The organism is Ornithinimicrobium sp. F0845, from assembly GCF_023015765.1.
Lineage (GTDB): Bacteria > Actinomycetota > Actinomycetes > Actinomycetales > Dermatophilaceae > Ornithinicoccus.
In genome coordinates this window covers 264,940-289,163 of record NZ_JALKAL010000003.1, presented here as the reverse complement: position 1 = coordinate 289,163, position 24,224 = coordinate 264,940, and the positions used below count along the sequence as shown (strand labels likewise).

At 69.7% G+C, this 24,224-nt stretch carries 24 protein-coding genes; 15 read left to right on the top strand and 9 right to left on the bottom strand.

Features of this window, described 5'->3' with window-relative positions:
• Positions 1-127: 127 nt before the first annotated feature.
• From MWU75_RS07270 to MWU75_RS07250, 5 genes are all read right to left on the bottom strand, one after another.
• Positions 128-688, bottom strand: coding sequence for a hypothetical protein (locus MWU75_RS07270; RefSeq protein WP_247089298.1), 561 nt, complete (start codon positions 686-688; stop codon positions 128-130).
• On the bottom strand, positions 673-2,049 hold the full coding sequence (locus MWU75_RS07265; RefSeq protein WP_247089223.1) for a glycosyltransferase family 4 protein: 1,377 nt from the start codon (positions 2,047-2,049) through the stop codon (positions 673-675). The genes MWU75_RS07270 and MWU75_RS07265 overlap by 16 nt, the downstream gene beginning before the upstream one ends.
• The gene (locus MWU75_RS07260; RefSeq protein WP_247089221.1) at positions 2,049-3,002 is read right to left on the bottom strand and encodes a phosphatidylinositol mannoside acyltransferase; all 954 of its coding nucleotides are present in this window, start codon (positions 3,000-3,002) and stop codon (positions 2,049-2,051) included. The genes MWU75_RS07265 and MWU75_RS07260 overlap by 1 nt, the downstream gene beginning before the upstream one ends.
• A 2-nt stretch (positions 3,003-3,004) precedes the next feature.
• On the bottom strand, positions 3,005-3,625 hold the full coding sequence (gene pgsA, locus MWU75_RS07255) for a phosphatidylinositol phosphate synthase (protein WP_247089219.1): 621 nt from the start codon (positions 3,623-3,625) through the stop codon (positions 3,005-3,007).
• Positions 3,626-3,711: 86 nt separating this feature from the next.
• A complete protein-coding gene (locus MWU75_RS07250; RefSeq protein WP_247089217.1) occupies positions 3,712-4,257 on the bottom strand; it encodes an HIT domain-containing protein in 546 nt (181 codons plus the stop codon).
• A gap of 202 nt (positions 4,258-4,459) precedes the next feature.
• Here MWU75_RS07250 and MWU75_RS07245 point away from each other — a divergent pair, with 202 nt between their 5' ends.
• Together MWU75_RS07245 and MWU75_RS07240 are read left to right on the top strand one after the other, a co-directional pair.
• Positions 4,460-4,912 (top strand): nitroreductase family deazaflavin-dependent oxidoreductase, encoded by a 453-nt coding sequence (locus MWU75_RS07245; protein ID WP_247089215.1) that lies wholly within the window; start codon positions 4,460-4,462, stop codon positions 4,910-4,912.
• Positions 4,913-4,977: 65 nt separating this feature from the next.
• Positions 4,978-5,556, top strand: coding sequence for an ASCH domain-containing protein (locus MWU75_RS07240; protein WP_247089213.1), 579 nt, complete (start codon positions 4,978-4,980; stop codon positions 5,554-5,556).
• Between the two features lie 170 nt (positions 5,557-5,726).
• On the opposite strand, the gene thrS is transcribed toward MWU75_RS07240, so the two are convergent.
• Entirely contained in the window at positions 5,727-7,712 is a 1,986-nt protein-coding gene (gene thrS / locus MWU75_RS07235; protein WP_247089211.1) for a threonine--tRNA ligase, read from the bottom strand.
• A 64-nt stretch (positions 7,713-7,776) separates the two neighbouring features.
• Between thrS and MWU75_RS07230 the strand changes: the two genes are divergently transcribed.
• Entirely contained in the window at positions 7,777-8,592 is an 816-nt protein-coding gene (locus tag MWU75_RS07230; protein WP_247089209.1) for a siderophore-interacting protein, read from the top strand.
• Between the two features lie 10 nt (positions 8,593-8,602).
• Here the strand turns inward: MWU75_RS07230 and MWU75_RS07225 are convergent, their stop codons facing one another.
• Positions 8,603-9,091 (bottom strand): TA system VapC family ribonuclease toxin, encoded by a 489-nt coding sequence (locus MWU75_RS07225; RefSeq protein WP_348647748.1) that lies wholly within the window; start codon positions 9,089-9,091, stop codon positions 8,603-8,605.
• Positions 9,036-9,263 carry a hypothetical protein gene (locus tag MWU75_RS07220; RefSeq protein ID WP_247089205.1) on the bottom strand — a complete coding sequence of 76 codons (228 nt, stop codon included), beginning with the start codon at positions 9,261-9,263 and terminating at the stop codon, positions 9,036-9,038. The genes MWU75_RS07225 and MWU75_RS07220 overlap by 56 nt, the downstream gene beginning before the upstream one ends.
• Positions 9,264-9,335: 72 nt before the next feature.
• Here MWU75_RS07220 and MWU75_RS07215 point away from each other — a divergent pair, with 72 nt between their 5' ends.
• From MWU75_RS07215 to MWU75_RS07195, 5 genes are all read left to right on the top strand, one after another.
• Complete coding sequence (locus tag MWU75_RS07215) at positions 9,336-9,908, top strand: thymidine kinase (protein WP_247089203.1); 573 nt, start codon at positions 9,336-9,338, stop codon at positions 9,906-9,908.
• 211 nt (positions 9,909-10,119) lie between these two features.
• On the top strand, positions 10,120-12,276 hold the full coding sequence (helR, locus tag MWU75_RS07210; RefSeq protein WP_247089201.1) for an RNA polymerase recycling motor ATPase HelR: 2,157 nt from the start codon (positions 10,120-10,122) through the stop codon (positions 12,274-12,276).
• Between the two features lie 100 nt (positions 12,277-12,376).
• A complete protein-coding gene (locus tag MWU75_RS07205) occupies positions 12,377-12,958 on the top strand; it encodes a dihydrofolate reductase family protein (protein ID WP_247089199.1) in 582 nt (193 codons plus the stop codon).
• Between the two features lie 713 nt (positions 12,959-13,671).
• Entirely contained in the window at positions 13,672-14,160 is a 489-nt protein-coding gene (locus MWU75_RS07200; protein ID WP_247089197.1) for a hypothetical protein, read from the top strand.
• 190 nt (positions 14,161-14,350) lie between these two features.
• Positions 14,351-15,259 (top strand): hypothetical protein, encoded by a 909-nt coding sequence (locus MWU75_RS07195; protein ID WP_247089195.1) that lies wholly within the window; start codon positions 14,351-14,353, stop codon positions 15,257-15,259.
• Between the two features lie 408 nt (positions 15,260-15,667).
• On the opposite strand, the gene MWU75_RS07190 is transcribed toward MWU75_RS07195, so the two are convergent.
• Entirely contained in the window at positions 15,668-16,528 is an 861-nt protein-coding gene (locus MWU75_RS07190) for a hypothetical protein (RefSeq protein WP_247089193.1), read from the bottom strand.
• A 314-nt stretch (positions 16,529-16,842) separates the two neighbouring features.
• On the opposite strand from MWU75_RS07190, the gene MWU75_RS07185 reads away from it, so the two are divergent.
• The 7 genes from MWU75_RS07185 to MWU75_RS07155 all read left to right on the top strand — a co-directional run bounded on the left by MWU75_RS07185 (position 16,843) and on the right by MWU75_RS07155 (position 24,198).
• Positions 16,843-17,250 (top strand): hypothetical protein, encoded by a 408-nt coding sequence (locus tag MWU75_RS07185; RefSeq protein ID WP_247089191.1) that lies wholly within the window; start codon positions 16,843-16,845, stop codon positions 17,248-17,250.
• A gap of 131 nt (positions 17,251-17,381) precedes the next feature.
• Positions 17,382-18,671: a hypothetical protein gene (locus MWU75_RS07180; RefSeq protein WP_247089189.1), complete on the top strand. Its 1,290-nt coding sequence runs from the start codon at positions 17,382-17,384 to the stop codon at positions 18,669-18,671.
• A 49-nt stretch (positions 18,672-18,720) separates the two neighbouring features.
• Positions 18,721-19,212, top strand: a complete 492-nt coding sequence (locus MWU75_RS07175) for a hypothetical protein (RefSeq protein ID WP_247089187.1) — start codon at positions 18,721-18,723, stop codon at positions 19,210-19,212.
• Between the two features lie 295 nt (positions 19,213-19,507).
• Positions 19,508-19,930: a metalloregulator ArsR/SmtB family transcription factor gene (locus tag MWU75_RS07170; protein WP_143785162.1), complete on the top strand. Its 423-nt coding sequence runs from the start codon at positions 19,508-19,510 to the stop codon at positions 19,928-19,930.
• Entirely contained in the window at positions 19,927-21,918 is a 1,992-nt protein-coding gene (locus tag MWU75_RS07165) for a cation-translocating P-type ATPase (RefSeq protein ID WP_348647747.1), read from the top strand. Before MWU75_RS07170 ends, MWU75_RS07165 begins: the two co-directional genes overlap by 4 nt.
• A 196-nt stretch (positions 21,919-22,114) precedes the next feature.
• Positions 22,115-22,498 carry a hypothetical protein gene (locus MWU75_RS07160; protein WP_247089185.1) on the top strand — a complete coding sequence of 128 codons (384 nt, stop codon included), beginning with the start codon at positions 22,115-22,117 and terminating at the stop codon, positions 22,496-22,498.
• A 416-nt stretch (positions 22,499-22,914) separates the two neighbouring features.
• Positions 22,915-24,198, top strand: coding sequence for a hypothetical protein (locus MWU75_RS07155; protein WP_247089184.1), 1,284 nt, complete (start codon positions 22,915-22,917; stop codon positions 24,196-24,198).
• Positions 24,199-24,224: the final 26 nt, after the last annotated feature.

Below are 24,224 nucleotides of genomic sequence, written 5' to 3'. Positions count from 1 at the left end.
ATACTGCCTGGTCACGGTTGGTGGGCGGGTCGCGTCGTCGCAGACGTCCCGTCCTCGGGTCTGATCGGCTCTCCAGTCTACGGCCCGCCGCGTCCACCTCGTGCAGCGGCAGGCACCGGGACGGGTGCTACCCCGCGTTAGGCCAGTCGTCGTCGAAGTTGATGGGCAGCGGCACCTTGGCGCGCCCCGCCAGGTGCAGGAAGCGCACGAGCCGCTGACCCCGGACGTCACGGGCCTCGTGGACCGACTCGTTGTGGAAGCGCCGCGCGAGCTGCACCCGCTCCCCCGTCCCCCGGAGCCGCTCGATCAGCTCCTCGACCTCCGCGGACTGCGCCGCCTCCGGCTCCTGCGTGGCACGCAGCACCTCGGTGAGCTCGCTCTCGGCGTCCAGGCGCTCCTGAGACCATGCTTCCTCATGGTCCAGCACCCGCCCGGCGGAGGTGGCCAGCAGGGTCGCCGACGCGGGGTCGATGCCGGCCAGGTAGGCCACCTCCAGGGCAGCCTCGGCCCGGCGCACGAGCTGGGCGTCGAGCGCCGCCGCGGTGCCCTTGACCCGGTGGTGCAGCCGGTCCAGCCGGACTGCCGTGTAGGAGAGGTACCAGCCCAGGGCGAGGAGCACTGCCAGGATGACCGCGATCACGACGACGATCTCGCCGACGCGCCAGGTGCCGTTCATCGGGAGAACCACCTCCTCAGCCTGCCCCTGACACGCTCGGCGCCGCTGGAGGCGACCGGCACGACGCTTGCCGCCACCGACGACGCGGCCCAGGTCGCCCGGTCCTCCTCGGTCCGGTGCCGTCCGGATCCCCCTGCGCGCCTGCCGTGCCGACCTCGACCGGAGGACTGGGCCGCAGCCTCCGTCTTACGGGAGGGACGCGACCCGGCGCGGGCGCCCTCCGGGCCGGCGACCGGGGAGCCGGTCCCCCGCGGCCCGGGTCCGCCCCGGGTGATCGCGACCGAGTCGTAGACCGCCTCGATCCGGGCACCGACCCGGGACCAGTCGAACTGTCGGGCGCGCTCCTGCCCCGCGCTGCGGAGCCGCTGCTGCTCGGCCGGATCCTCCAGCAGCCGGACGATCTCCGCGGCCAGTGCCCGGTGGTCGCCGACGGGGAACAGCACACCGGCCCCGGAGGTGCCGATCACCGCCTCGAAGGCGTCCAGGGAGCTGGCCACCACCGGTGCCCCGGCACTCATCGCCTCGACCAGGATGATCCCGAAGCTCTCACCGCCGGTGTTCGGCGCGACGTAGGCGTTGGCGCCGGCCAGCAGGGCGACCTTCTCCTCCTCCCCCACGGTGCCGATGAACCGGACGGCTCCGGCGACCTGGTCCGAGAGCGTGCCCTTGACCTCGGCGCGGTCACCGGGACCGGCCACGACCAGCTCGGCGTCCGGGACCTGCGCCAGCACCAGGGGCAGCGCTGCCAGCAGCACCGGCAGGCCCTTGCGCGGCTCGGCGAACCGGCCCAGGAACACGATGCGGGGTGGTGGTGTGGCCGGGTCCGGCCCACGGTCTGCAGCGGCACAGAACCGGTCGACATACACCCCGTTGGGGATGACCAGCGTGGTGCCGCCCACCGACGAGGCCATGGTCCGGTGGGCAGCCTCGGACACCGCGATCCTCGCGGAGATCTTGTCCAGACCGGGCTGGAGCAGCGGTTGGGCCGCCCGCAGCGCCCCCAGCTTGGCCTGGGAGCTGTGGAAGGTGGCCACCACCGGCACCTCGGCGGCCCACAGCGTGAGCAGCGACAGGCTGGGAGCGGCGGGCTCGTGCAGGTGGAGCACGTCGAAGTCACCCTGGTCCAGCCACGCCTGCACCCGGTTGGCCACGATCGGCCCGAACGAGAGGCGGGCGACCGACCCGTTGAAGCGGATGGGGACCGCCCGACCGGCGCTCACGACATACTCCGGCAGCTCGGTGTCCTCGTCCGCGGGGGCGAGGACGGAGACGTGGTGGCCCCGGCCGATGAGGAACTCGGCCAGGTCACGGATGTGCAGCTGCACCCCGCCGGGCACGTCGAAGGAGTAGGGGCAGACCAGGCCGATGCGCATCAACGGATCCCGTCCGCGACGAACACCTTCTGCATCATGTGCCAGTCCTCGGTGTGCGTGCGCAGGGTCTCCCCCAGCACGTCTGCGCACGCCTGGGTCATGGCCTGGATCCTCTCGGCCCGGGTCCCCGCCTCCGGCACGGTGACGGCGGGGGCGAAGGTCAGCACGACCCGGTATGCCGCCGGGTCGGGCCGGGTGGAGCGGTCCGGCTCCGACGTCGGGCCGGGCTCGTAGGTGACCGTGACCGGGTGGAGCGGGGCGCCGGTGGCCAGGGCCAGGGCCGCCGGTCCGCCCGCCATCCGTGCCGCGTGACCGCACAGTGTCACCTCCACCCCGGAGTCGGTGAGGTCACGGTCCGCCAGCAGCGGGACCAGGCCTCCCTCGTGTACGGTGCGGACCAGGGTCGGGAAGGGGGGTTGACCGCCGGTGAGCGGCAGGATCGTCATCCCCAGGGACTGACGATAGGCGAGGAAGCGGTTGAACAGCTGCTCGGGCTTGAGCCGCTCGGCCACCGTGGTCACCGGCGCCAGGTGGTGGGTGGCCCAGGCGCCCACCGTGTCCCAGTTGCCGAGGTGGCCCAGGAAGCAGACCACGCCACGGCCGCCCTCCAGCTCGGCCCGCGGTGCCCCGTCCCCCACGACCCGCACCGTGGCGGAGAGCTCCTCGGCCGTGCGGTCGGGCAGGCGGAAGGAGTCGCACCAGTAGCGCAGGTAGGAGCGTAGGCCGACCCGCACCAAGTCCTCGAGCTCGTCGGCCGACAGTTCTGGCCGGATGCGGGCGTAATTGGCGCGCAGCCGGTCCACCCCGTGACCACCGCGTCGGTGCATGCCGTCGGCGACCCGGTCGAACAACCGGTAGGCGGCCGCCGCCGGCAGCGTGCGGGTCGCGCGCCATCCCAACCGGTAGGCCAGGAGCGAGATGTTCTCCGAGAACGCCAGCTGCGTGTCGGCCATGCTCACGACCCCACCGGACGGGCCAGCGCCTGGGACCGGACCGTCAGGATGCGCTGCAGCACCGTGATGAGGCTCGCCACGGCCAGCAGGGCGAGCACCGTGGTGAGCACCCACATCGGCAGGAACAACCCGACGAAGCCGGTGGTGACCAGGGTGGCGACGAGACGGTCGGCCCGCTCGGCGATGCCGACGTTGCAGGTGAAGCCCAGGGACTCCGCGCGCGCCTTGGCATAGCTGACGACGAAGCCGAGGATGAGGCAGGTCAGCGCCAGGGCGGCGTTGAGGTCGTGGTCCCCCAGCCCGGTGAAGTAGAGGATGAGCCCGCCGAACACGGCGGCGTCACCGACGCGGTCCAGGGTCGAGTCCAGGAAAGCACCCCAGGAGCTGGTGCGGCCGGACATCCGGGCCATGGTCCCGTCCAGCAGGTCGGTGAAGACGAACGCCGTGATGAAGAGCGTGCCCCACCAGAGCTCCCCGCGCGGGTAGAAGTAGAGCGCTCCGAAGGCCACGCCTGCCGTCCCGACGACCGTGACGGCATCGGGACTCACCCGAAGGCGCAGCAGGAGCCGAGCGATCGGGGTGAAGATGGCGGTGAAGAACGCCCGGGCGTACTTGTTGAGCATCGTGGGACAGGGTACTTAGTGCCGCGCGGGTCGGGCAGACCGGCGTGCCGCGGCGTGCCTCTTCCCCCCGATCCCGGACCGCGCTGCTAGGGCGTCCACGCGGCGAGGAGTGCCTGACGGGTGTCCTCCAGGAGCGTCGGCAGGGCCTTGGTCTGGCCGATCACGGGGAGGAAGTTCATGTCGCCGGCCCACCGGGGCACCACGTGCTGGTGCAGGTGCGCGGCCACCCCGGCTCCGGCGACCTCGCCCTGGTTCATCCCGATGTTGAAGCCGCCCGGCTCCGTCGCGCGCCGGAGCGCCCCGATCGCGTGCTGCGTCAGCTCGGCGAACTCGGCGGTCTCCTCGGGCGTGAGGTCGGTGTAGAGGGGGACGTGGCGGTAGGGGCAGACCAGCAGGTGCCCCGGGTTGTAGGGGAACAGGTTGAGCACCACGTAGCAGGTGGTCCCGCGGTGGACGATGAGGCCCTCGCCGTCGTCCTTGTCCGGCGCCGCACAGAACGGACAGTCCGTCCCCGCGCCGGCGTCCTCCGACGGCCGGTCTCCGAGGATGTAGGCCATGCGGTGTGGCGTCCACAGCCGTTGGAACCCATCCGGCACGCCCGCAAAGTCCCCCGCGTCCTCGACCTCGGCCATGACCGCGATCCTCCCACACAAAAGTTCAGGGGTTTTGCTGGTCCACCCCGCATTTTCGTAGTGGTTTTGCTGATCCGCCCCGCATTCTCGTAGTGGTCTTGCTGATGCGCCTCATCCGGCGACTGACCGCCTTGACCTTGTGTCGGGCTTACCGCCGCGCGGAAAGCGGAACAGACCCGCGGCCGCGGCGGTTGCCGCTTCCATGACCGAGGCCACAGACCGACCGACCGACTACATCCCGCCTGCCGTGGACTGGGTCCGCAAGCAGCTGGACGCGATCGACGCCGCCGGGGGTGACACGTCGGTGGCCACGGTCCAGGGCCGCCCGGTCGTGGTGGTGACGATGCTCGGCGCGAAGTCGGGACGGCCACGTCGCGTCCCCCTGATGCGCGTGGAGCACGAGGGGTCCTATCTGGCCGTGGCCAGCAAGGGCGGTGCCCCGGAGCATCCGCAGTGGGTGGCGAACCTCCGCAAGCACCCGGACGCCGTCAGTGTCCTGGACGGCACCACCGAGACTCCCATGACCAGCCGGGAGCTGACCGGCGCGGAGCGGGCGACCTGGTGGGACCGGGGCGTCGAGGCGTTCCCGTCCTACGCCGACTACCAGACCAAGACGGACCGCCTCATCCCGGTCTTCCTCCTCGAACCCCGTTGAGCCGTATGCCGTCACGCACCGGCCGCTAGCGACCTCGCCCCGGTCTGTGGTCCGATCAGCGGGTGATGTTCTCCAACTCCGACCTTGAGCGCATCGTCGCCGGTGAGATCGACCTGGCCTTCCGGGTGTGGCGACGGCCCATGCACACCGTCGGCGGACGGCAGCGCACCCGGGCCGGCGTGGTGGGGTTCACCTCTGTTGAACCGGTCGAGGCCGCTGACCTCAGCGAGGTGGACGCGGCCCGCGCGGGTTGCACCCTGGACGAGCTGGAGCAGTTCCTCGCCCGCAAGGAGGGCACGATCTACCGGATCGGCCTGCAGTTCCTCGGAGCCGACGAACGTGTCGCCCTCCGGGAGCAGGACCGGCTGGCCCCGGATGAGCTGGACGAGATCGCCGGACGACTGGCGGGGATGGATGCCCGCAGCTCCCGCGGCCCGTGGACCCGACAGTTTCTGGAGCTCATCGAGGCGCGGCCCGCGGAACTCGCCGAGACGATCGGCGCCTCGATCGGGTGGGACCGGGCACCGTTCAAGGTGCCCGTTCGCAGGCTCAAGGAGCTGGGCCTCACCGAGAGCCTGCCGACGGGCTACCGGCTCTCGCCGCGTGGACGGGCTGTGCTTGCCCACCTACGTCGCCAGACCTGACGTGTCGCCAGACCTGACGTCTCGAGTGGCATGCTGCTCTTTGGCTAGCGAGTCCGAGATCGCTGCTCCGGCCAGACAGACCAGCAAAACCCCTGCGAAAATCCGGGCCGGCCCAGCAAAACCCCTGCAAAAAGACGGGGGAGACCAGCAAAACCCCTGAACTCTTGGGGTCAGACCTGGGCGCGGCTGCGGACGGCCGCCACGATCTCCTCGACGGCCTCGGCGATCGGGACGCCGTTCTTCTGGGAGCCGTCGCGGTAGCGGAACGACACCGCACCGGCGTCACGGTCCTCACCGCCGGCGATGAGGATGAACGGCACCTTCGACTTGCTGGCGTTGCGGATCTTCTTCGGGAACCTGTCATCGGACAGGTCGAGCTCGACCCGCACCCCGGCCGCGAGCAGCTGCGCCTCGACCTCGCGCAGGTAGTCGTCGAACTCCTCGGCGACCGGCACGCCCAGCACCTGCACGGGCGCCAGCCACGGCGGGAACATCCCCGCATAGTGCTCCACGAGCACCCCGATGAAGCGCTCGATCGAGCCGAACTTGGCCGAGTGGATCATCACCGGCTGCTGGCGGGTGCCGTCGGCGGCCGAGAACTCCAGCTCGAAGCGCTCGGGCTGGTTGAAGTCGTACTGGATCGTCGACATCTGCCAGGTCCGTCCGATGGCATCTCGGGCCTGGACCGAGATCTTCGGGCCGTAGTAGGCCGCACCGCCGGGGTCGGGCACCAGGTCGAGCCCGGACTCCCGGCCAACCTGCTCCAGGATCGCGGTCGCCTCGGCCCACTGCTCGTCCGAGCCGATGAACTTGTCCTTCTTGTCACCGTCGTCGTCGCGCGTGGACAGCTCCAGGTAGTAGTCGTCCAGGCCGAAGTCGCTCAGCAGCTTGGTCACGAAGTCCAGCAGGTGCTTGATCTCCCCCGGCGCCTGCTCCCGGGTGACGTAGGAGTGGCTGTCGTCCTGGGTGATCATCCGCACGCGGGTCAGCCCCTGCAGGACGCCGGACTTCTCGTTGCGATAGACCGTGCCGAACTCGAAGAAGCGCAGCGGCAGCTCACGGTAGGACCGCCCCCGGCTGCGGAAGATCAGGTTGTGCATCGGGCAGTTCATCGCCTTGAGGCGGTAGGGCTGCCCGTCGTCGTCGATCGGCGGGAACATCCCCTCGGCGTAGTACGGCAGGTGGCCGGAAGTGTGGAACAGCCCCTCCTTGGAGATGTGGGGCGTGCCGACATACTGGAAACCGGCGTCGATGTGCGCCTGCCGGACGTAGTCCTCCATGACCCGCTTGAGCACGCCGCCGCGCGGGTGGAAGACCGGCAGGCCCGGGCCGATCTCCTCGGGGAAGGAGTAGAGGTCCATCTCCGCCCCCAGCTTGCGGTGGTCCCGCCGCTCGGCCTCGGCGAGCCGGTCCAGGTAGGCCTTCAGCTCGTCCTTGGACGGCCAGGCGGTGCCGTAGATCCGCTGCAGCTGCGGGTTCTTCTCCGATCCACGCCAGTATGCCGCGGCGCTGCGGCTGAGCTTGAAGGCGTTGCCGATGATCTTGGTGCTGGGCAGGTGCGGGCCCCGGCACAGGTCGCCCCAGACGACCTGACCGGTGCGGTCGCAGTTGTCGTAGATGGTCAGCTGGGAGCCACCGACCTCGACGGACGCGCCCTCGGCAGCGTCCTCGGCGGAGCCGCCCTTGAGCCCGATCAGCTCCAGCTTGTAGGGCTCCTGGGAGAGCTCCCGGCGCGCCTCGTCGTCGGACACCGCGCGGCGACGGAAGGTCTGGCCCTGGTTGATGATGCGCTGCATCACCTTCTCGAGCTTCTTGAGGTCCTCGGGGGTGAACGGCTCCGCGACGTCGAAGTCGTAGTAGAAGCCGTCCCGGACCGGCGGACCGATGCCGAGCCTGGCGTCGGGGTTCACCTCCTGCACGGCCTGGGCCAGCACGTGGGCGCAGGAGTGGCGTAGCACGTCCAGGCCGTCCGGCTCGCTGATCAGCACCGGCTCGACGACGTCACCGTCGACCAGCTCGTGCGCCAGGTCCCGCAGCTCGCCACCGACCCGCGCCACGACGACCGCCCGGTCGTCGCCGAACAGGTCGGCCCCGGTCGTGCCCTGATCGACCGATCGCTCGCTCCCGGCGATGGTGATGGTGATCTGGGCGGACACGTGGGCTCCTCGGGGTGGGACGGCGTCATTTCTCCGCAGGTCGCGGCTATGAAAGCCTAACTGTGTGAGCAACCCCAACAGACCACCGCGGCCCCAGGCCGTCCTGACGGTCCAGTCCAGCGAGTGGATCTCCCCCAGCACAGTCCGCCTGGTCGCCGGCGGCGAGGGCTTCTCGGTCCTGAATCTCAACGAGTTCACCGACGCCTACGTCAAGCTGGTCTTCGTCAAGCCTGAGCTGGGGCTGACCCCGCCGTATGACGAGGCAGCCCTCCGCGAGCAGCTCGCCCCCGAGGACTGGCCGGTGCGGCGCACCTACACCCTGCGCTGGGTGAACCGGGAGAAGGAGCAGGTGGCGATCGACTTCGTGGTGCACGGCGACGAGGGGCTCGCCGCACCGTGGGCACGCTCGGCGCAGCCGGGCGACCGGTTCGTGGCCTCCGGCGCCGGGGGCGCCTTCGCCCCCGACCTCACCGCCGACTGGCACGTCTTCATCGGCGACGAGTCCGCCCTGCCCGCGATCGCCGCGGCACTGGAGGCGCTTCCCGCCGACGCCCGGGGGCTGGCCTACCTGCAGGTCGCCGAGGAGTCCGGACGCTACGAGATCACCGGGCCTCACGGCATACTGCAGCACTGGGTGACCGGTGGCGGTGAGCAGTCCTCCCTGCTGGCCGACGCCGTCGCCGCCGCGCCCTGGCCGGACGGCCGGGTGCAGGTCTTCGCCCACGGCGAGCGGGAGGCCATGAAGGCCGTGCGCGCGGTGGTCAAGGAGCGCGACGTGGCGCGTGAGGACCTCTCCCTGTCCGGCTACTGGGCCTACGGCCGCACGGAGGACAGGTTCCAGGCCGAGAAGCGCGAGCCGATCGGCCAGATCCTGGTCTGATCAGCACCTCTCAGGAGGGCACTAGCACGACGCGCGAACGATCCCTCGGCGCGAGCCACGAGGGGATGGCCGCGTCGAATGTGGCGAGCACTCCACCGTGCCGCGCCACCAGGTTGACCAGGTGCAGGTCCGTGACCTGGCGATGCCCCATGAGGACGGCGGTGTCAACCAAGGGATCGGCCAAGGAGGTCGAGTCATCAAGGAAGGTCCACCGCGGATCCGCGCGCATGCCACGCAGGATCTCGGTCACTTCGGCCGCCAACCGCTGGGAGCCGGTGATTCGTGGGTTCAGCAGCAGCTTGAAGAGGCCAGCCTCGGTGAGACCCGTCGTAGCCCAGGAACCATCCAAACCTGCCAGGAATCGATGTGCAGCGTGGTGGTGCTGGTGGGTGGTCAGGGCCAGCGCCACAAGGGCGTTGACGTCGAACAGAGTCGTCGAGGCCTCAGTCGTCGCGCAGTTCCGCGACGAGTTCGTCGGTGACCAGGATCTCCTCGTCACCGACCATCAGAGGGAATGGGCTGTAGTGAGCATTGACCCGAGGCGTTGTCGGCGGCATCAGCCCACGACGGGCGAGTTCCGAGACAGCAGCCCCGACAGAAATCCCGCGACTGCGCGCCAGGGACCGGGCCGCGGCCAGGACCTGGTCGTCGATCTCCAACGTGGTTCGCATGCACGCATCATTAGCATCATGATGCGCTGATGCGGCGCATCATCCTGTGTCGCCGTGGGACCATCGTGTGTCATGAAGCCAGCGCCCGTCCGCGGACACGTGGAGGTCATCTGTGGGCCCATGTTCGCCGGGAAGACCGAGGAGCTCCTGCGCCGCGTGCGCCGGGCTCGGCTGGCCGGACTCGACGTCGAGGTCGTCAACCACGCGCTGGACGACCGCCGCGGCCCGGGGATGGTGTCCTCGCACGACGGGATCAGCGAGGCGTCCCGCACCGCTCCTGACGCCACCGGGATCGGGCGACTGCTCGAAGGCCGCTCCCCCGACATCGTGGCCATCGACGAGGCGCAGTTCTTCGGGCCCGACCTGGTGCCGGTGGTGGACGCGCTGGCCGGCAACGGCATGACCGTCGTGGTGGCGGGGCTGTCGGTGACCTTCGACGGGCGGCCGTTCGAGCCGCTGCCGTCACTCATGGCGACCGCGGAGAAGGTCACCCGGCTCACGGCCGTGTGCGCTGTGTGCGGCGGCGAGGCGGCCTTCCACCAGCGCGTGGACCCAGGGGCACCAGCCGACGCACTCACCCCCGTGGCCGAGCACGTCGGGGGCGTCGAGACCTACCAGGCACGCTGCCGTCACCACCGCGGATAATCCGCGATCCCTTCCGCGGACGAACTCCCCCTGCCCTTTCAAAGGTATACCCCACAGGGGGCCTTGCCGCAAGCCCTTTTCGCGCTTCACAATGATGGTCTCCCTTCGCCAAACCGGCAGGTCAAAGGGGGTCTCCGACCTGCCGGCGGATTCCGGACAACCCGACGCCACCCCCTTCCCGAAGTCACCGCCTCTGGAGTTGATGCCTGGTATGACCGACCTGACCACCTCCCCGTTCGCCCTCCCCGACAGCCGTGCCGCCAAGGCCGACCCTGCCCTCATCGCCGACGACGAGCGCCACCTCGCGGCGATCGCCGCCGCCCTCGAGCACCAGATCCGCGTGACCACCGAGCGCCTGGCGGAGCAGCGCAGGGCGCCGGGCAGCACGGGACAGGCCGCCCTTGACCGTGACCTGGAGATCCACCGGCTCACCGCCCAGCTGCGCGTCCTACAGCGTTACGGACTCGACCTGTGCCTGGGGCGGGTCGTGCGCGCTGATGACCCTGAGCCGGTCTACATCGGCCGGACCGGGCTCACGGACTCCGACGGTGACCGCCTGCTGATCGACTGGCGCGCACCCGCGGCCGAGCCCTACTTTGCGGCCACCCACGCCGACCCGATGGGCCTGGTGAGCCGACGTCGCTACCGCTGGACCCGCGACGGACAGGTCAGTGACTACTGGGACGAGGTCTTCGACACCCGCGGACTCCCCGACCACGTGGCGCTGGACGACCAGTCGGCCTTCATCGCGAGCCTGGGCAGCAGCCGCTCGCCCCGCATGCAGGACGTGCTGAGCACGATCCAGGCCGACCAGGACGCCATCATCCGGACCGGGTCCCGCGGTGCGCTCGTCGTCGACGGTGGGCCGGGCACCGGCAAGACGGTCGTTGCATTGCACCGCACCGCCTACCTGCTGTATGCCGATCCTCGCCTCGGCCACAAGCGCGGCGGAGTGCTCTTCGTGGGTCCGCACGAGCCCTACCTCGACTACGTCGGTGACGTGCTGCCCAGCCTGGGCGAGGAGGGCGTGCAGACGGTGACCTTGCGCGACCTGCTGCCCGAGGGCGCGGATGCGCTGCCCGAGCCCGACCCAGTCGTCGCGCAGCTGAAGTCCTCGGTGGACATGGTGCAGGCCATCGAGCCGGCTGTCCGCTTCTCTGAGGAGCCGCCCGCCAGCCCGCTGCGGTTCGAGGTCGACGGCGTGGACCTGCGGTTGTCCGCCAGGGACTGGACCGAGGCCTTTGCCGCACCGGAGGCGGGCACCACGCACAACGACGCCCGCGAGCAGGTGTGGGAAGCGCTCGTCCAGATCCTGCTCGACCAGGTCGAGGTCGGGGATGACGAGGACTTCTCGGAGTCGGACCTGCGCCGGGCCCTGGCCGCGCACGATGAGCTCACCGAGACCTTCAACCGCGCGTGGCCCCTGCTGGAGCCCGATGAGGTCGTGGCCGACCTGTGGTCCGTGCCGGCCTTCCTCAGGCTGGCCGCGCCGTGGCTCTCCACCGACGACGTCCGCCGCCTGCAGCGGGAGGACCCCACCGCGTGGACCGTCCCGGACCTCCCCCTGCTCGACGCCGCGCGACAGCGCGTCGGCGACCCGCGTGGGGCTCACCTGCGGCGGCGACGTCAGTCGGCGGTGGCCGTCGAGCGAGAGCGCCTGGCCGAGGTGATCGACCGGATGATCGAGGCCGACGACGGCGAGGGGCTGGCGCAGCAGCTGCGGCACGAGGATCTGCAGGAGGCGCTCGTCGACGACAGCGCGCTGCCCATGGCCACCCGGGACCAGCTGGCCGGACCCTTCGCGCACATCATCGTGGACGAGGCGCAGGAGCTCACCGACGCCGAGTGGCAGATGCTCCTGGTGCGCTGCCCCTCGCGCAGCCTCACGATCGTCGGCGACCGCGCCCAGGCCCGCCACGGCTTCACCGAGTCCTGGCAGGAGCGCCTCGAGCGGATCGGCGTGGACCGGGTGGAGATCGCCTCCCTCACCATCAACTACCGCACGCCCCAGGAGGTGATGGCTGAGGCCGAGCCGGTCATCAAGGCGGCCATCCCGGACGCCAACGTGCCCACCTCCGTCCGGGAGAGCGGCCTGCCAGTGCGCCACGCCTCCGCCGCCGAACTCGACGGGATCCTGCAGACATGGCTGGCCGAGCACGACGAAGGCACGGCCTGCGTCATTGCCACCACACCGGTCGAGGTGCCCGCCCGCGTGCGGTGCCTGACGCCGGTGCTGGCCAAGGGGCTGGAGTTCGACCTGGTGATCCTCGTTGATCCGGAGAGCTTCGGGGCAGGCGTCGAGGGTGCCGTCGACCGCTACGTGGCCATGACCCGCGCGACCCAGCAACTCGTCATACTCACGAGCTGACCGGGGCGACAACCGCTGCACCCGGTGGATCCCGCGATGACGGAGCGGCCGGCGGGCTGGGCCACTAACCTGGAATTGTCCCGCCGCAGAGGAGCACTCCATGGGCACAGTGGTCATGTACAGCGCGGTGTCCGTCGACGGCTTCATCGCCGATCTGAACGACCAGCCCGGACCGCTGTTCGACTGGTTGTCAGGCGGTGACGTCCCACTGGACGAGAGCGGCCAGCTGAGAGTCTCGCAACCGTCGTATGACTACACCCGGGACTACTGGGACCAGATCGGGGTGACCGTTGTGGGCCGCCACGTCTTCGACATGACGGACGGCTGGGGTGGGACGCCTCCGAGCGGGGTCGGCCACGTGGTCGTCGTGACGCACCGGCCGGCGCCCGAGCCCTGGCCCGCCGACGCGCCCTTCCACTTCGTCGAGGGCGTCGAGGCGGCCGTGACGAGGGCGCAAGAGCTGGCGGGCGACCGTCTGGTCGAGGTCGCCGCCGGCGAGGTCGGTGGTCAGGTGCTAGCCGCAGGTCTGGTCGACGTGGTGCGCATGGACGTCGTGCCCGTCGTGTTCGGGTCCGGCAAGCGCTACTTCGGGTCGGTCGACGCACAGCACCTGCTGGAGGATCCGGAGGTGGTGATTCAGGGCAGTCGGGTGCTTCACCTGCGCTACCGGGTGCGTCGCTGACCTAACCTGCAACGAACGTGGGTGGACGTGAAGGGACTCGAACCCCTGACCTCTCGCGTGTGAAGCCTGCGGTCACTTTCCGGCAGCCAAAGCTACTCAGGGATGTGACCTGCATGTTTGTCTCCTATGCGGGTGCTGGAGATGGTTGTGGATACCAGAGACAGTACCCCTGAGTTCCCGCTATTTCCGCACGTTCCTGGCGTGGTGGTATGCACGATTGGTATGCACGACTGCCGCCCGCAGGACCAAAGCACTTGGTGTTGGCGCCTCCGTCGCGATGGCAGCGCACGCCGACAACGGAAGCGTGACTGCGACCCGCAAACGTCACGCCAGACGCATGAGGCAAGGATGAGGTTGACTGTCCGTCGTCCTCTTCTCGGACAGCGAGACCGCCCAGGGACGGTGCTGTGGACCCACGCTGGCCACCGAGTCGGCTTCGACTAACGTGCTGCTCATAGATCTCGGTGCGAGCGCCGCCCATGGGCGGCGAAGCTTGAGACCGTCGGCGAGGATGCACGGGTGTTCGCGCGGGCGCGGGCTGAGTACGGGCCGGCGCGGGATGCACGTTACCTGGCCATCCGCGCGGCAGTGCGCGCTAGGGTCGCGACCGGAGAGGTTGCCACTGTGGCCGGGTTGACTCCCGGAAGGGTGTCACGCCTGACATCAGCGCCCGCCCGTAGTGTCCCGGGCAGCCCATCGCTACGGTATGCAGCGTGGAAGTCGGGGACCCGGACGGGTACGGCCAGTACGGCATGCTGATGGAAACGGCAGAGGGTCTTGTCTGCCACGAATGCGGTCAGACCTTCACCCACCTCGGCCTCCACACGTACAAAGCACACGGCTTGGCGGCCGCCGCCTACAAGAAAGCCCACGGGCTCGGTCGCGTGGGACTCGTCGCCGCAGACACCCGCCAGGTCATCGTCGAGAACGCACGCCGCCGCTACGCAGGAACGCCGGCGTTCATCGCTGCCAGGGATCCGCGGGCAGCTCACGAAGCCTTCCTGGCAAAGAAGGAGCCTCATTCGCCTGCTGGCCGAGCGGCTATCCGACGGGCGACATCGGCCCGACGCGGTTCTGCACGGAAGGGCACCGTCGTCGTCTGCAACGAGTGCGGGGTGTCCTTCTGCCCGCTCATGGCCGCAACGAAGCGCCGATTCTGCACACGCTCGTGCGCGTCGAAATGGAACCGCCGAGCCCGCTAGGCCAGGCACCCTGTCCTCGATCGTGTCGCCAGAGTTGGGGTTCACCGCGCACGGTTGCCTAACCTTCAACAAGGACCAACGACGCTAACTTCCGGCAACTGGTGAGGAACCTGCGCTGCAGAGTGGACGAGCGACGGTCCTGCCGCCTGTGACTGTGGGGTGTGTCGTACCCGTCTGCAAGAGTCCTGGCATGCACACAGCTTTTGTTGACTGCGACTCAAACGCCGATGTCGAAGAAGCCATCGTCCGTGGCCTGCGTGCCGTTGACGCTCCAGAGGACACCGAGGTCCGGGTTTGCGGTGACATCGCGAGGGAGATCTCCCAATTTCAGGGTCTGCCCTACTCCGCCGACAGACCAGGGGGGATCGTTGGGGGACGCACGTTCCTCTCACCGGACGGAGGTCCGGTGATCTTCCTCAACAACGCCTCGCTCGCGGATGAGGACGTCAACGGCAGCTCGACCCCGCTGGAGGCCGTTGAGCGCCTCGCCGCCCACGAGGGGTGTCACGCTTCCATGGATGCACGGGGGGAGAGCCTCAATGAGGCGGATCTGGTCGGCTTGACCGTCCCCGCTAGTCTGATGCGTCAGATGACCGACATTTCCATAGCCGAGTTCCGCGCGGAGAGCGCGGTGCGGACCGCTGGCTACTCTGGGCCGCGCCACAATGATGATCGCCTCGCAGGCGTAGTAGCCGCGATGTTCGAGGTCCTCACAGACCCAGCAAGTGCTGATCCGGAGACCTTCGCCCGGGCCGCGGCGCCAATTTGCCAGAGCTACATCGTCGACCTGTCCATCGCAGCCGCGTGGGGAGAGGCCCTGGGTCCGCCAGAACTCAGCCCACTGTTCGACCGTGGCAATTCCTCCCGCCTGTACCAAGCCTTGCAAGACTTGCCGCCCGCGGACGTCAACATGGACCAGTTCAACAAGGTGCTCGACAGTCTTACCCCGCTCGTCGTCGGGGCCGTCCTCGACGTAGGCTTCGAGTGGACGGACGGACCCTACGGCGGGTGGGGCGCCTACCGCAGGGCGAGCGACGAACTCCTCGACCGGCGTGTGGCGATTACGTCGCGGTGGTACCAGACGCAAATGTCGGACTAGTCGCGCAGGTTCGCAAACGGGCGCCTTCCGTGTGCGTCACGGAAGGCTCGGATGAGGTTGGCCTCGGCTGATCTGCCAGTCGTGCCGACCGGAGCCTGAGCCCAGGCGACGAGTAAACCTTCGCAGTCGGCGAGCTGCCAGATGCTGCGGCCACCCTTGTGGTTGACCCCCTTGCCAGCCCGTAAGCCTGGTACTGGATGAGCCGTAAACGCAGGGACGTATCAGCCTTCCCGATGTTGAGGATCGTGGCGCCTTGCACCCATCTGCGGGTCAACGATTCCAGGGCGCACGGGACGTGATCGCCCGACCTCCGGTTCGGGCCGGTCAACCACGAAACTGGGTGGCTCGTCGCCGCTCGCCCGGTTGCGCAGGGACACCCGCGGGCTTCAGGGAGACGATGAGCAATGATCAGATAGAAGCCTGGCGCAGTGCTGCGCGGGTCGATTGGGTTGTGTAATCACCTCGACACCAGGGATGACCTCGCCGAGGCGGTGAGGTCATCCGAGTGCCGGGTTGTCGGAGCCTGACGGCGCGGTCGAGGGTGTAGTCGTCGGTGAAGTGGTAGGTCAGGTGGTCCGCGTAGACCGTAGCGAGACCAGCGTCGATGAGGCCGAGGTCGCCCACCGCTTCACGAGCCCGCTCTGCTGACCTGATCGCCCACCAGGTCAAGAGTGCCACGGTCAGCAGCGCCGAGCCGGCGTAGTAGGCCGGGTGGTCGCTGTAGCCGAGCCACAGCCCTACCCCCCAGTTGGTCACGAGTGAGATCTGCATGAGTCGCAGAGGGATGAGCGCGCGGGCGCTTCCCCACATGAGCGCCATGAACGACAACCAGACGTGCCAGGGTGCCAGCAGGACGTGCAGTGCGGGTTCCGTGCGGGTGAGGCCGGCCCGCATCACAGAGAGCTCGTGGGCGATCGCGGCTGCGGCGAGCCGGGGTGGCAGCTCTCCGCAGCGGATCAAGTCGACGAAATCTCGCGTGACTACGAGGGTCCGGCGGCCGAGTCCGTTGACTGAGGCTCCCCAGCGGCCGACCAGTAGTTGCAGCCCGGCCGGCGCCATATGGTGCTGCAACAGCACGTCTGCGACGGGCGCCAAGGTGTATCGCTGGTGGGTCAGGGGCCGCTGGGCGGCGTAGAAGAGCCGGCTCGCCCACCACTCCCCCAGCGGCGTCTGGGCCAACGCCGCGGCGGCGAGCCACACGAGCACGAGCAGGAAGCCGTGCTGGCGTAGGAGCAGCTCCCCGAGGACGAGCATCAGCAGGGTGCTCATCAGCAAGGGCACCGCCAGAGCTCGCCGGCGAGCACGTCGAGCTTTCGTGACGACTGACACCGGTCCCACCTCCTCACGGTGGTACATCACCGTTATCTCCATCTGACCGAGTTCGCGGTGACTGACTCCCCCGAACAAGGGCCCCCTGCCTTTGGGGGTATGGCCACTCTTCACCCAGGCACCGACATACCGCAGGAGTCATCCACAGGGCCTCTCCCCACTGCCGGCCATCCACTGTTCTTCGCGCAGTCCTGCTCACGGGCACCTTGGCCCGGTGCGCTGGCAACCAACACGAAGAACGGACGGGATCAACCATGACCGAGCAGCTGATCAACCCCCAGGCAGTCAGGGACCTCGTGCGGGCACATCGCCTGCTGGGCCAGGCCGAGGCAGAGTCCCGGGCCGCGCAGGCGACCCTGGAGCGGTCCCGCGTCCGGCCAGAGCACAGCGGGGCGGTCCATGCACCACTGCCGCCCGACGTCGCGCGGCTCATGGGCATGGCCAGCGCCTTCGCCGACCTGGCCGAGGAAGTGCATCTGCTCTTCCCTGCCGACGTCGGGCCAGAGTTCGCCGCGTGGCCGCTGGAGCCCACGGGAGCGGATCCACTGTACCTCGCGCGCGAGGCAGAGCAGCTGACCAGGCGCCACCCGCTCGCCGAGTTCCCCACCGGCACGGGCACCCTGGTTGTCCGTCTCATGGACGCGATCAGGGTCTTCTCGTGAGGAGGGGGAACCGGTCATACCCTGCAAGCCCGGGTGAGCTCATGGACCAGGCGAACATCCTGGCTCGAGGCCTGCTGTATGAGGCTCCCGACGCGAACGGCCGGACGATGCTGCGGACGTGGGGCGAGGTTGTGGAGGCGGCCAGCGAGGTGTGGCGGCAGTTGCCCGCCCGTTCCGAATTCGTCGGTGGGATGGACGTCATGGCGCAGCTGGAAGTGAACGCCAGGTCCCTGCACCGTTCGATCAGCGGCTCGTCGCTGAATCAGGTTGACCCGACCCTGCAGGAGATCGGCCAGCTCCTCACCAGGGCGGCGGAGATCATCGAGCGCAGCGACCTCAACATCGAGCGGGTCAGGAACTGGAACTGGCCGCAGCTGCAGGACGCCTTCGCGGCGCGGGTGAGTCTGGTCCACACGGTCTACGTCTCTGCTCACGCGGTCTCGGTCAGTCTGGCCGCTACGGCGTGGGACGAGAGTTGGGATCGACGCATCAGGGTCCATGCCGTGCCCACCGATCAGCTCCGTCAGAACGTGGCTGCAGTGGAGGAGTTGGCCTCCTCCTACCTTGACGGTCATTACCCGGGTGCCTACGACCGCCGGCATCGCCCACCGGTGGACAACGACCGGCTCGGCGCGGCCGTCAGCGCATGGGGCGTCCAGACGCAACGGTTCCTGAGCAGGGAACCGAGGACCGCCGGCCTGGTCACCGTCGCCGGCGCCCTCCGCGAATCGGCGGTGGCGGCGCGGCACCTGTGGGCTGCTGCGGCAGAGACGGGGCACGTCGACGCACGCCGGTTCCAATACGAGCTCTCCCCCGCGCTCGAGTCGATGACCGAGCGGTGGGGTGAGGCCCAGACGATGTGGCAAACGTTGCGCCACCCGCTCGAGCGGGTCGACCCCAACATGTACGAAGCCACCCGCGAGTTGAAAGCCGCGATGAACGAACTGGCGCGAGAGGGCTCCGCGATGGCGGCGACCGGCGTCATCGCACGCCGCGTCAACCTGACCGGCGCGGTGCGAGCCCTGCACCGTCTCCAGGCGTCCTCGGCCGGCGTCAGCCAGTCGTTCGAGGAAGCCGTTGAAACAGGACAGCTGAGCGTGAACCCCAGGACGGCCAACAAGCTCGTGAAGGAGTCCTTCGTCCCGGGCCACGAGGGCGCTGTCATCTCTCCGCGCGCGGTCGCGCTGGGCCGTGCCGTACCCATCCCCGAGGCCCTTAGGGCGCGCGCCGGCGTCGTGGTCGGTCGAGCTGCCAATGCCTCTCGCAGCGCCATGCGAGCCTCCATGTCAATCGGCGACGAACGTGACCGCCCGGCCGCCGTGCTCCGCCCACAGAAGGAGACCGGCCGCCCGGCCAGACCAAGCCGGGACCGGGAACACAGCCCCATCTCGACGGAAGCGGTGGAAGGTCCTCGCAGGTGAACCCCGGACCCAGCCGCGAGAGGCAAGCGCAACGAGAGGAAGGCCAGTGATGAGTACAGAAGTGGCACAGGGCTTGCGGGAGTGGGCCAAGGGTTCTTACGCGGCCGAGGCCGCTATTGAGATGCTGATTCGCGCCTTCGGCGGCCGGTTCGCGGCTGCGGAGTGGCCGTGGGTCGTGGCGCGCGAAGAGGTCCCCAGGGGGAGTCTTCGCACCGACCACTGGTTGGACGCCGATGAGCTAGTGAACACTGGCAGCACCGGTGCGCTCTCCGGCGGCGAGCAGCTGTATCTGCGGTTCGTTGGAGGCATGTTCGGCCCGACCGACCTTGACCTGTCCGACATCGCTCGCCTGGATCGAAACTTGCAGGCACTGGTGCTCGCCGGCCTGTCCCACGCAGGCGGTTCGCACCAGCACCCCAAGATGGTGACGGGCGAGCAGACCGACGCGGTCACCGGGGAGACGTTCGAGGCGACCCTGCCGCTGCGAGGGCGCGCAGGCCCTCCGTTGTTCCCGTGGCCGGGGGGAGACACCGGCCGGTGACAGACCAGCCCGAAGGACTCGAGGCGGGTGGCACGAGTTTCAGCGGGGAACGATTTTGAGACTTGCTGGCGAGTGAGCCCGGCGAGACCGATCAGCCCCTTCAGCGGCGCTCGACCAGCGGCAGATGAGTGCATCCCGAGCAGCCCGCAAGCGCTCCGGCGGTGGGCCCGGTGGCGACGTATGGCTAACGGGCGGGAGTTGAACCGTGACTGCTATGTGGCGAGGTCTGCTGGGCCAGAACAATGAGGGGTGCCGGAACCGACCCCGCAAGGTGCGCTATTATCGCCGGATGACGATGACATCGGACGGCATGAGCGTGCCGGCGGCGCCTGCAGGGAGTGACGGGCTGGTGGTGGCGGCGGCGCTGTTCCACGGCCTGTCGGACCCTTCCCGGCTGGCGATCCTGCAGCACCTGACCCTGGGCGAGCACCGCGTCCGGGACCTCACAGAGCATCTGGGGCTGGCGCAGTCGACGGTGAGCGCGCACCTGGCGTGCCTGCGCGACTGCGGCCTGGTCGTGTCCCGGCCAGAAGGCCGCGCCTCGATGTTCTCGCTGACCAGTGCGCCCGAGTTGCTGGGCGTCCTCGACGCCGCGGAGCGGCTGCTCGCCTCCTCGGGGTACGCGGTGGCCCTGTGCCCGAACTACGGCGTCGGGACCGAAGGCAATCCCGCCCCGGACCAGCTGCGAACCCACGCCGGGCAGGAGGAGGGGGTGTGAGCGGCCAGGAGACCCCGCAGCGGGAGGTCCTCGTGGACGCGTGCGGGTGCGAGATCGCCCCGCCGCCTCCCACCGGCGGTGGTGAGGTCGAGGAGCCGGTCACCCGGCTCTGGCAGGTGCGCGAGGTACAGCTGGGTCTGCTCTCCGGTGCATTCCTGGGGGCCGGGTTACTCGCCGGGCTCGCGGGTTGGGCGATCGCGGAGCTGGTGCTGGCTGCCGCGGCGCTGCTGGTGGGCGGGTCCACGTTCGTCCCGGGTGCGCTGCGACGACTGGCGCGCGGCAAGCTGGGTGTCGGCCTGCTGATGACGATCGGCGCCGTCGGGGCGACCCTGCTGGGGCAGGTGGAGGAGGCCGCCGCGCTGGCGTTCCTGTTCTCCCTCAGCGAGGGCCTGGAGGAGTACTCCCTGGCCCGGACCCGGCACGGCCTGCGGGCCCTGCTGGACCTGGTGCCCAAGGAGGCGACCGTGCTGCGCGGCGGCCGCGAGCTCCTGGTCGACCCCGGACAGCTGGTGATCGGGGACGTCATGGTGGTCCGGCCGGGGGAGCGGCTGGCGACCGACGGGAGGGTGCGGACCGGCCGCAGCAGCCTGGACACCTCGGCGATCACCGGCGAGTCCATGCCGGTGGAGACCGGACCTGGTCAGGACGTCTTCGCCGGGTCGATCAACGGCACCGGCGCCCTCGAGGTCGAGGTCACCTCCACCGCGCAGGACAACTCCCTGGCCCGCATCGTGCACGTGGTGGAGGCCGAGCAGTCCCGCCGCGGCGCCACCCAGCGGCTGGCCGACCGGGTCGCCGGCCCGCTGGTGCCCGGCATCCTGGTCGCCGCAGTCTTGACGGTCCTGCTCGGGGCCCTGCTGGGTGACCCCTCGGTCTGGGTGCACCGCGCCCTGGTCATGGTCGTGGCGGCCTCTCCCTGCGCCCTGGCGATCTCCGTGCCGGTCACCGCGGTCGCCTCGATCGGCGCGGCCAGCCGCCGCGGGATCCTGGTCAAGGGCGGCGCCGCGATGGAGGCCCTAGGCAGGGTGAGCACCGTCGCCCTGGACAAGACCGGCACGCTGACCCGCAACCGGCCGGCCGTGATCGACGTCGCCACCGCACCGGGCCACGACCAAGGCCAGGTGCTGGCGTGGGCGGCCGCGCTGGAGGCCCGCAGCGAGCACCCGCTCGCCGCCGCCATCCTGGCCGCCACCGACCAGGTCCCCGCCGCGCAGGACGTGGAGGCGGTCGTCGGCGCCGGGCTGGTCGGCACCGTCGACGGCGCGCGGGTCCGGTTGGGCCGGCCCACCTGGATCGAGCCCGGTCACCTCTCCTCGGCCGTGACCGGTATGCAACAGGCCGGCGCGACCGCGGTCGTGGTCGAGGTCGACGGCCACCCGGTTGGCGCCATCGCCGTCCGGGACGAGCTGCGGCCGGAGGCGACCGAGGTCATCTCCCGGTTCCGCGACCACGGCTACACCGTGGCCATGCTCACCGGCGACAACCAGGTCACCGCCGCGGCCCTGGGCGAACAGGCCGGCATCGAGCAGGTGCACGCCGACCTGCGCCCCGAGGACAAGTCCACGGTAGTCACCGGGCTGCGCGCCCACGGACCCACCGCCATGGTCGGCGACGGCGTCAACGACGCTCCCGCGCTGGCCACCGCAGACGTCGGCGTCGCGATGGGCGCCATGGGCACCGACGTCGCGATCGAGACCGCCGACGTCGCCCTCATGGGTGATGACCTGCGCCTGCTGCCGTTCGCGTTCGACCACGCCCGCCGCACCCGGGCCATCATGCTGCAGAACGTCGTGCTGTCCCTGGCCCTGATCGCGGTCCTGATCCCGCTGGCCCTCTTCGGCGTCCTCGGCCTGGCAGCCGTCGTACTCATCCACGAGCTGGCCGAGGTCCTCGTCATCGCCAACGGGGTTCGGGCCGGACGCGCCAGGCACTTGCCCCACCTTGACAAGGTCCACGACCACGCCCGCCCACTGAAGGCCCGGGTGTAAGAACAGCACGCGGCCACCCCACCAACCGCCGCGGAAACCTGGACCTTCGAGACACCGACCGGAGCGGCAATGTCGGACGCGCCGCAGGCTAGCGTCCTCAGTGCGGCAGAGTCGGACGCTAGTCCTCCCTGCGGCAGATGAGTGCGTCCCGCCTGGGTGCGCGGTCACTGCCCCGAGGCCGCTGTACGGTTGGCCCGTGCCCAGTCCCCGCTCGACGCTCAGCGTCGATGGCTCGGCGGCAGGGCTGCCTGATCGCAGGGGCGGCACAGCGGCCGCCATCGCGGTCTCCGTTGCCGCGGGACTGGGGGCCGCCGTGCTCTCGGTTCCAGGAGCCTTCGCGCTGTGGATCGGGATCAGCGTTGCGATCGGTCGTGGGGACCCGACGTGGAACGACGGCGAAGAGATCTGGGCCACTGCCCTCGGCCTGCTCCTGACCGGCATCGTGAGTCTCGCGATCTACCAAGGCGTCCGCGCTGTCAGGGTTCGGGTCGGTCCGGGCGTTCGCACGGTGGTTGCATGCTTTTGGGTCGTGCCCATCGTTGCCATCCACGTCCTCTTCGCGGCGAGTGCCTTGAGCTGATCGGTCGACGACGGTTGCGCCTCGCGGCATGACCGGATGCTTGTCGCTGGGCTACGCGCCGGTGATTTCGACGGGTGCGTCGTTGTGGGCCTGTGGACCGAGCTCTGGTCATGGTCGCGCCCCGCGGGGGTCAGTGGTCCCTGCTTCGGGATGCTGGAGCGGCATTAACCAATTCGCCTCTCGGGCTGCGCGCGAGATGGAAAGGCCGTTCGGCCGCGTACGCAGAACGTGACCTGGGCGTGACCCACGGGGTGGCTCCGCGCAGCACACTGGACTCCACAGGGAGGTGCCGGGTGCGACGGACATGGTCAGCACGACGTGGGTGGCGAACACCTGGTCAGGTGGGGGCTGGGGCGCTTCTGTCGGGGATGCTGCTGGTGAGCGCCTGCGGGTCGCAGATGGGGGCAGGGCCAGGGGTGTCAGACGGAACCCCCGCCGCCACGACGGAGGGCATTGCCGGCTTCCCGGCGTGCGCCGACGTGCCCCAGTTTCGGGCCGACGAGTCGCTCTACCGGGACGAACCGGTCTACGGCAACGCAGACGAGCTGGTCCAGGACGTTCACGAGTGGGCGGCCGCGCAACCTGGATTTGTCGAGGTCGGGCTGGACCGGGAACGGAACGGGTGGGTGACGGTCTGGGTCAAGGACGCCGGCGTCGAGGCCATGTCTGAGCAGATCGCCGAGCGCTGGCCCGGTGAGGGGATCGTGGTCGTGGAGGTGCCCTGGACGGTGGGCGAGCTGCAGTCGCTGGTCACCGAGGTCACTGCGGCCCTGGACCAGGCCGGGGTGCGCTCGGGCGGGAGCGCGCTGATGCCGCACCATGGCGTGGCCGAGATCGGCCTCGGCGTGATCACGCCAGAAGCCGAGGAGGTCCTGGCCCAGTTCGCCGGACGCCCCCTCTGCATCGAGGGCATCCCCGCCGAGGAGGCACCGCAGGAGAAGGATCAGCCGCGCGCTGGTGAGGGCTGGCGTCTGCTCGGGGAGGACGAGACGGGCGAGGCCTACCGCTCGGGGGTGGCTACGACGGATGCTCAGCTGGACCAGTTGTGGGCGCAGGCCGGTCTCCAGGGCGAGCCCTCGACCGTCGAGTGGGACAGCGAGATCGCCGTGTGGTTCGGTGCGGTCTACGGGAGCGGGTGCCCGGTACGGATGGATGGCGTGATTGTCGAGGGCGATCTGTTGCACGCGGATCTGGTGGTCCCGAACGTGGTGTTCGGCTGCCCGGCTGACGCCAACCCGCACGCCTTCGTCGTGGCGGTGCAGCGGCAGCTGCTGCCCGAAGGGCCTTTCCGAGTGCAGCTCGAGGCTCGCGATCCCTATCCCGGCACCGCGGAGGAGCGCACCGCCGTCGACGTCGACCTGTCCGCGCCCGGAAGCACCGCCACCGACGAGCAGCTGCACCTAGACCCGACGCTGGTCATACCTGCCCAGCCCCCGCTCGTCACGGACGGCGATGCGCTGCACAGTGACGAAGCGGTGCGGTACGTCTACCGCGACGACCCAGGGTGCGAAATTCCCACCCTCGGCCCACTCGGCGGAGCCGTCTGGCGGCTGGCCGACCGGGAGGCGCCCTGGGACGTGGAGAACGGTGAAGAGCTCACCCTCTATCCACTTGGCGGCGAGGATGACCAGATCATCGCCTCCACCCAGCAGATGGACTGGATCTTCGCGCGGCTCCCCCAGGGCAACACCTGCCCCTGAGTCCGCCGCAGTATTCAACTCCGAAC

Coding starts and splice junctions, on each gene's coding strand:
- MWU75_RS07240 (WP_247089213.1), top strand. CDS start 4,978: ATGTTCTCCAACTCCGACCTTGAGCGCATCGTCGCCGGTGAGATCGAC.
- MWU75_RS07175 (WP_247089187.1), top strand. CDS start 18,721: ATGAGTACAGAAGTGGCACAGGGCTTGCGGGAGTGGGCCAAGGGTTCT.
- MWU75_RS07205 (WP_247089199.1), top strand. CDS start 12,377: ATGGGCACAGTGGTCATGTACAGCGCGGTGTCCGTCGACGGCTTCATC.
- MWU75_RS07245 (WP_247089215.1), top strand. CDS start 4,460: ATGACCGAGGCCACAGACCGACCGACCGACTACATCCCGCCTGCCGTG.
- helR (WP_247089201.1), top strand. CDS start 10,120: ATGACCGACCTGACCACCTCCCCGTTCGCCCTCCCCGACAGCCGTGCC.
- MWU75_RS07170 (WP_143785162.1), top strand. CDS start 19,508: ATGACATCGGACGGCATGAGCGTGCCGGCGGCGCCTGCAGGGAGTGAC.
- MWU75_RS07215 (WP_247089203.1), top strand. CDS start 9,336: ATGAAGCCAGCGCCCGTCCGCGGACACGTGGAGGTCATCTGTGGGCCC.
- MWU75_RS07265 (WP_247089223.1), bottom strand. CDS start 2,049: ATGCGCATCGGCCTGGTCTGCCCCTACTCCTTCGACGTGCCCGGCGGG.
- MWU75_RS07260 (WP_247089221.1), bottom strand. CDS start 3,002: ATGGCCGACACGCAGCTGGCGTTCTCGGAGAACATCTCGCTCCTGGCC.
- MWU75_RS07195 (WP_247089195.1), top strand. CDS start 14,351: ATGCACACAGCTTTTGTTGACTGCGACTCAAACGCCGATGTCGAAGAA.
- pgsA (WP_247089219.1), bottom strand. CDS start 3,625: ATGCTCAACAAGTACGCCCGGGCGTTCTTCACCGCCATCTTCACCCCG.
- MWU75_RS07190 (WP_247089193.1), bottom strand. CDS start 16,528: ATGAGCACCCTGCTGATGCTCGTCCTCGGGGAGCTGCTCCTACGCCAG.
- MWU75_RS07185 (WP_247089191.1), top strand. CDS start 16,843: ATGACCGAGCAGCTGATCAACCCCCAGGCAGTCAGGGACCTCGTGCGG.
- MWU75_RS07220 (WP_247089205.1), bottom strand. CDS start 9,263: ATGCGAACCACGTTGGAGATCGACGACCAGGTCCTGGCCGCGGCCCGG.
- MWU75_RS07250 (WP_247089217.1), bottom strand. CDS start 4,257: ATGGCCGAGGTCGAGGACGCGGGGGACTTTGCGGGCGTGCCGGATGGG.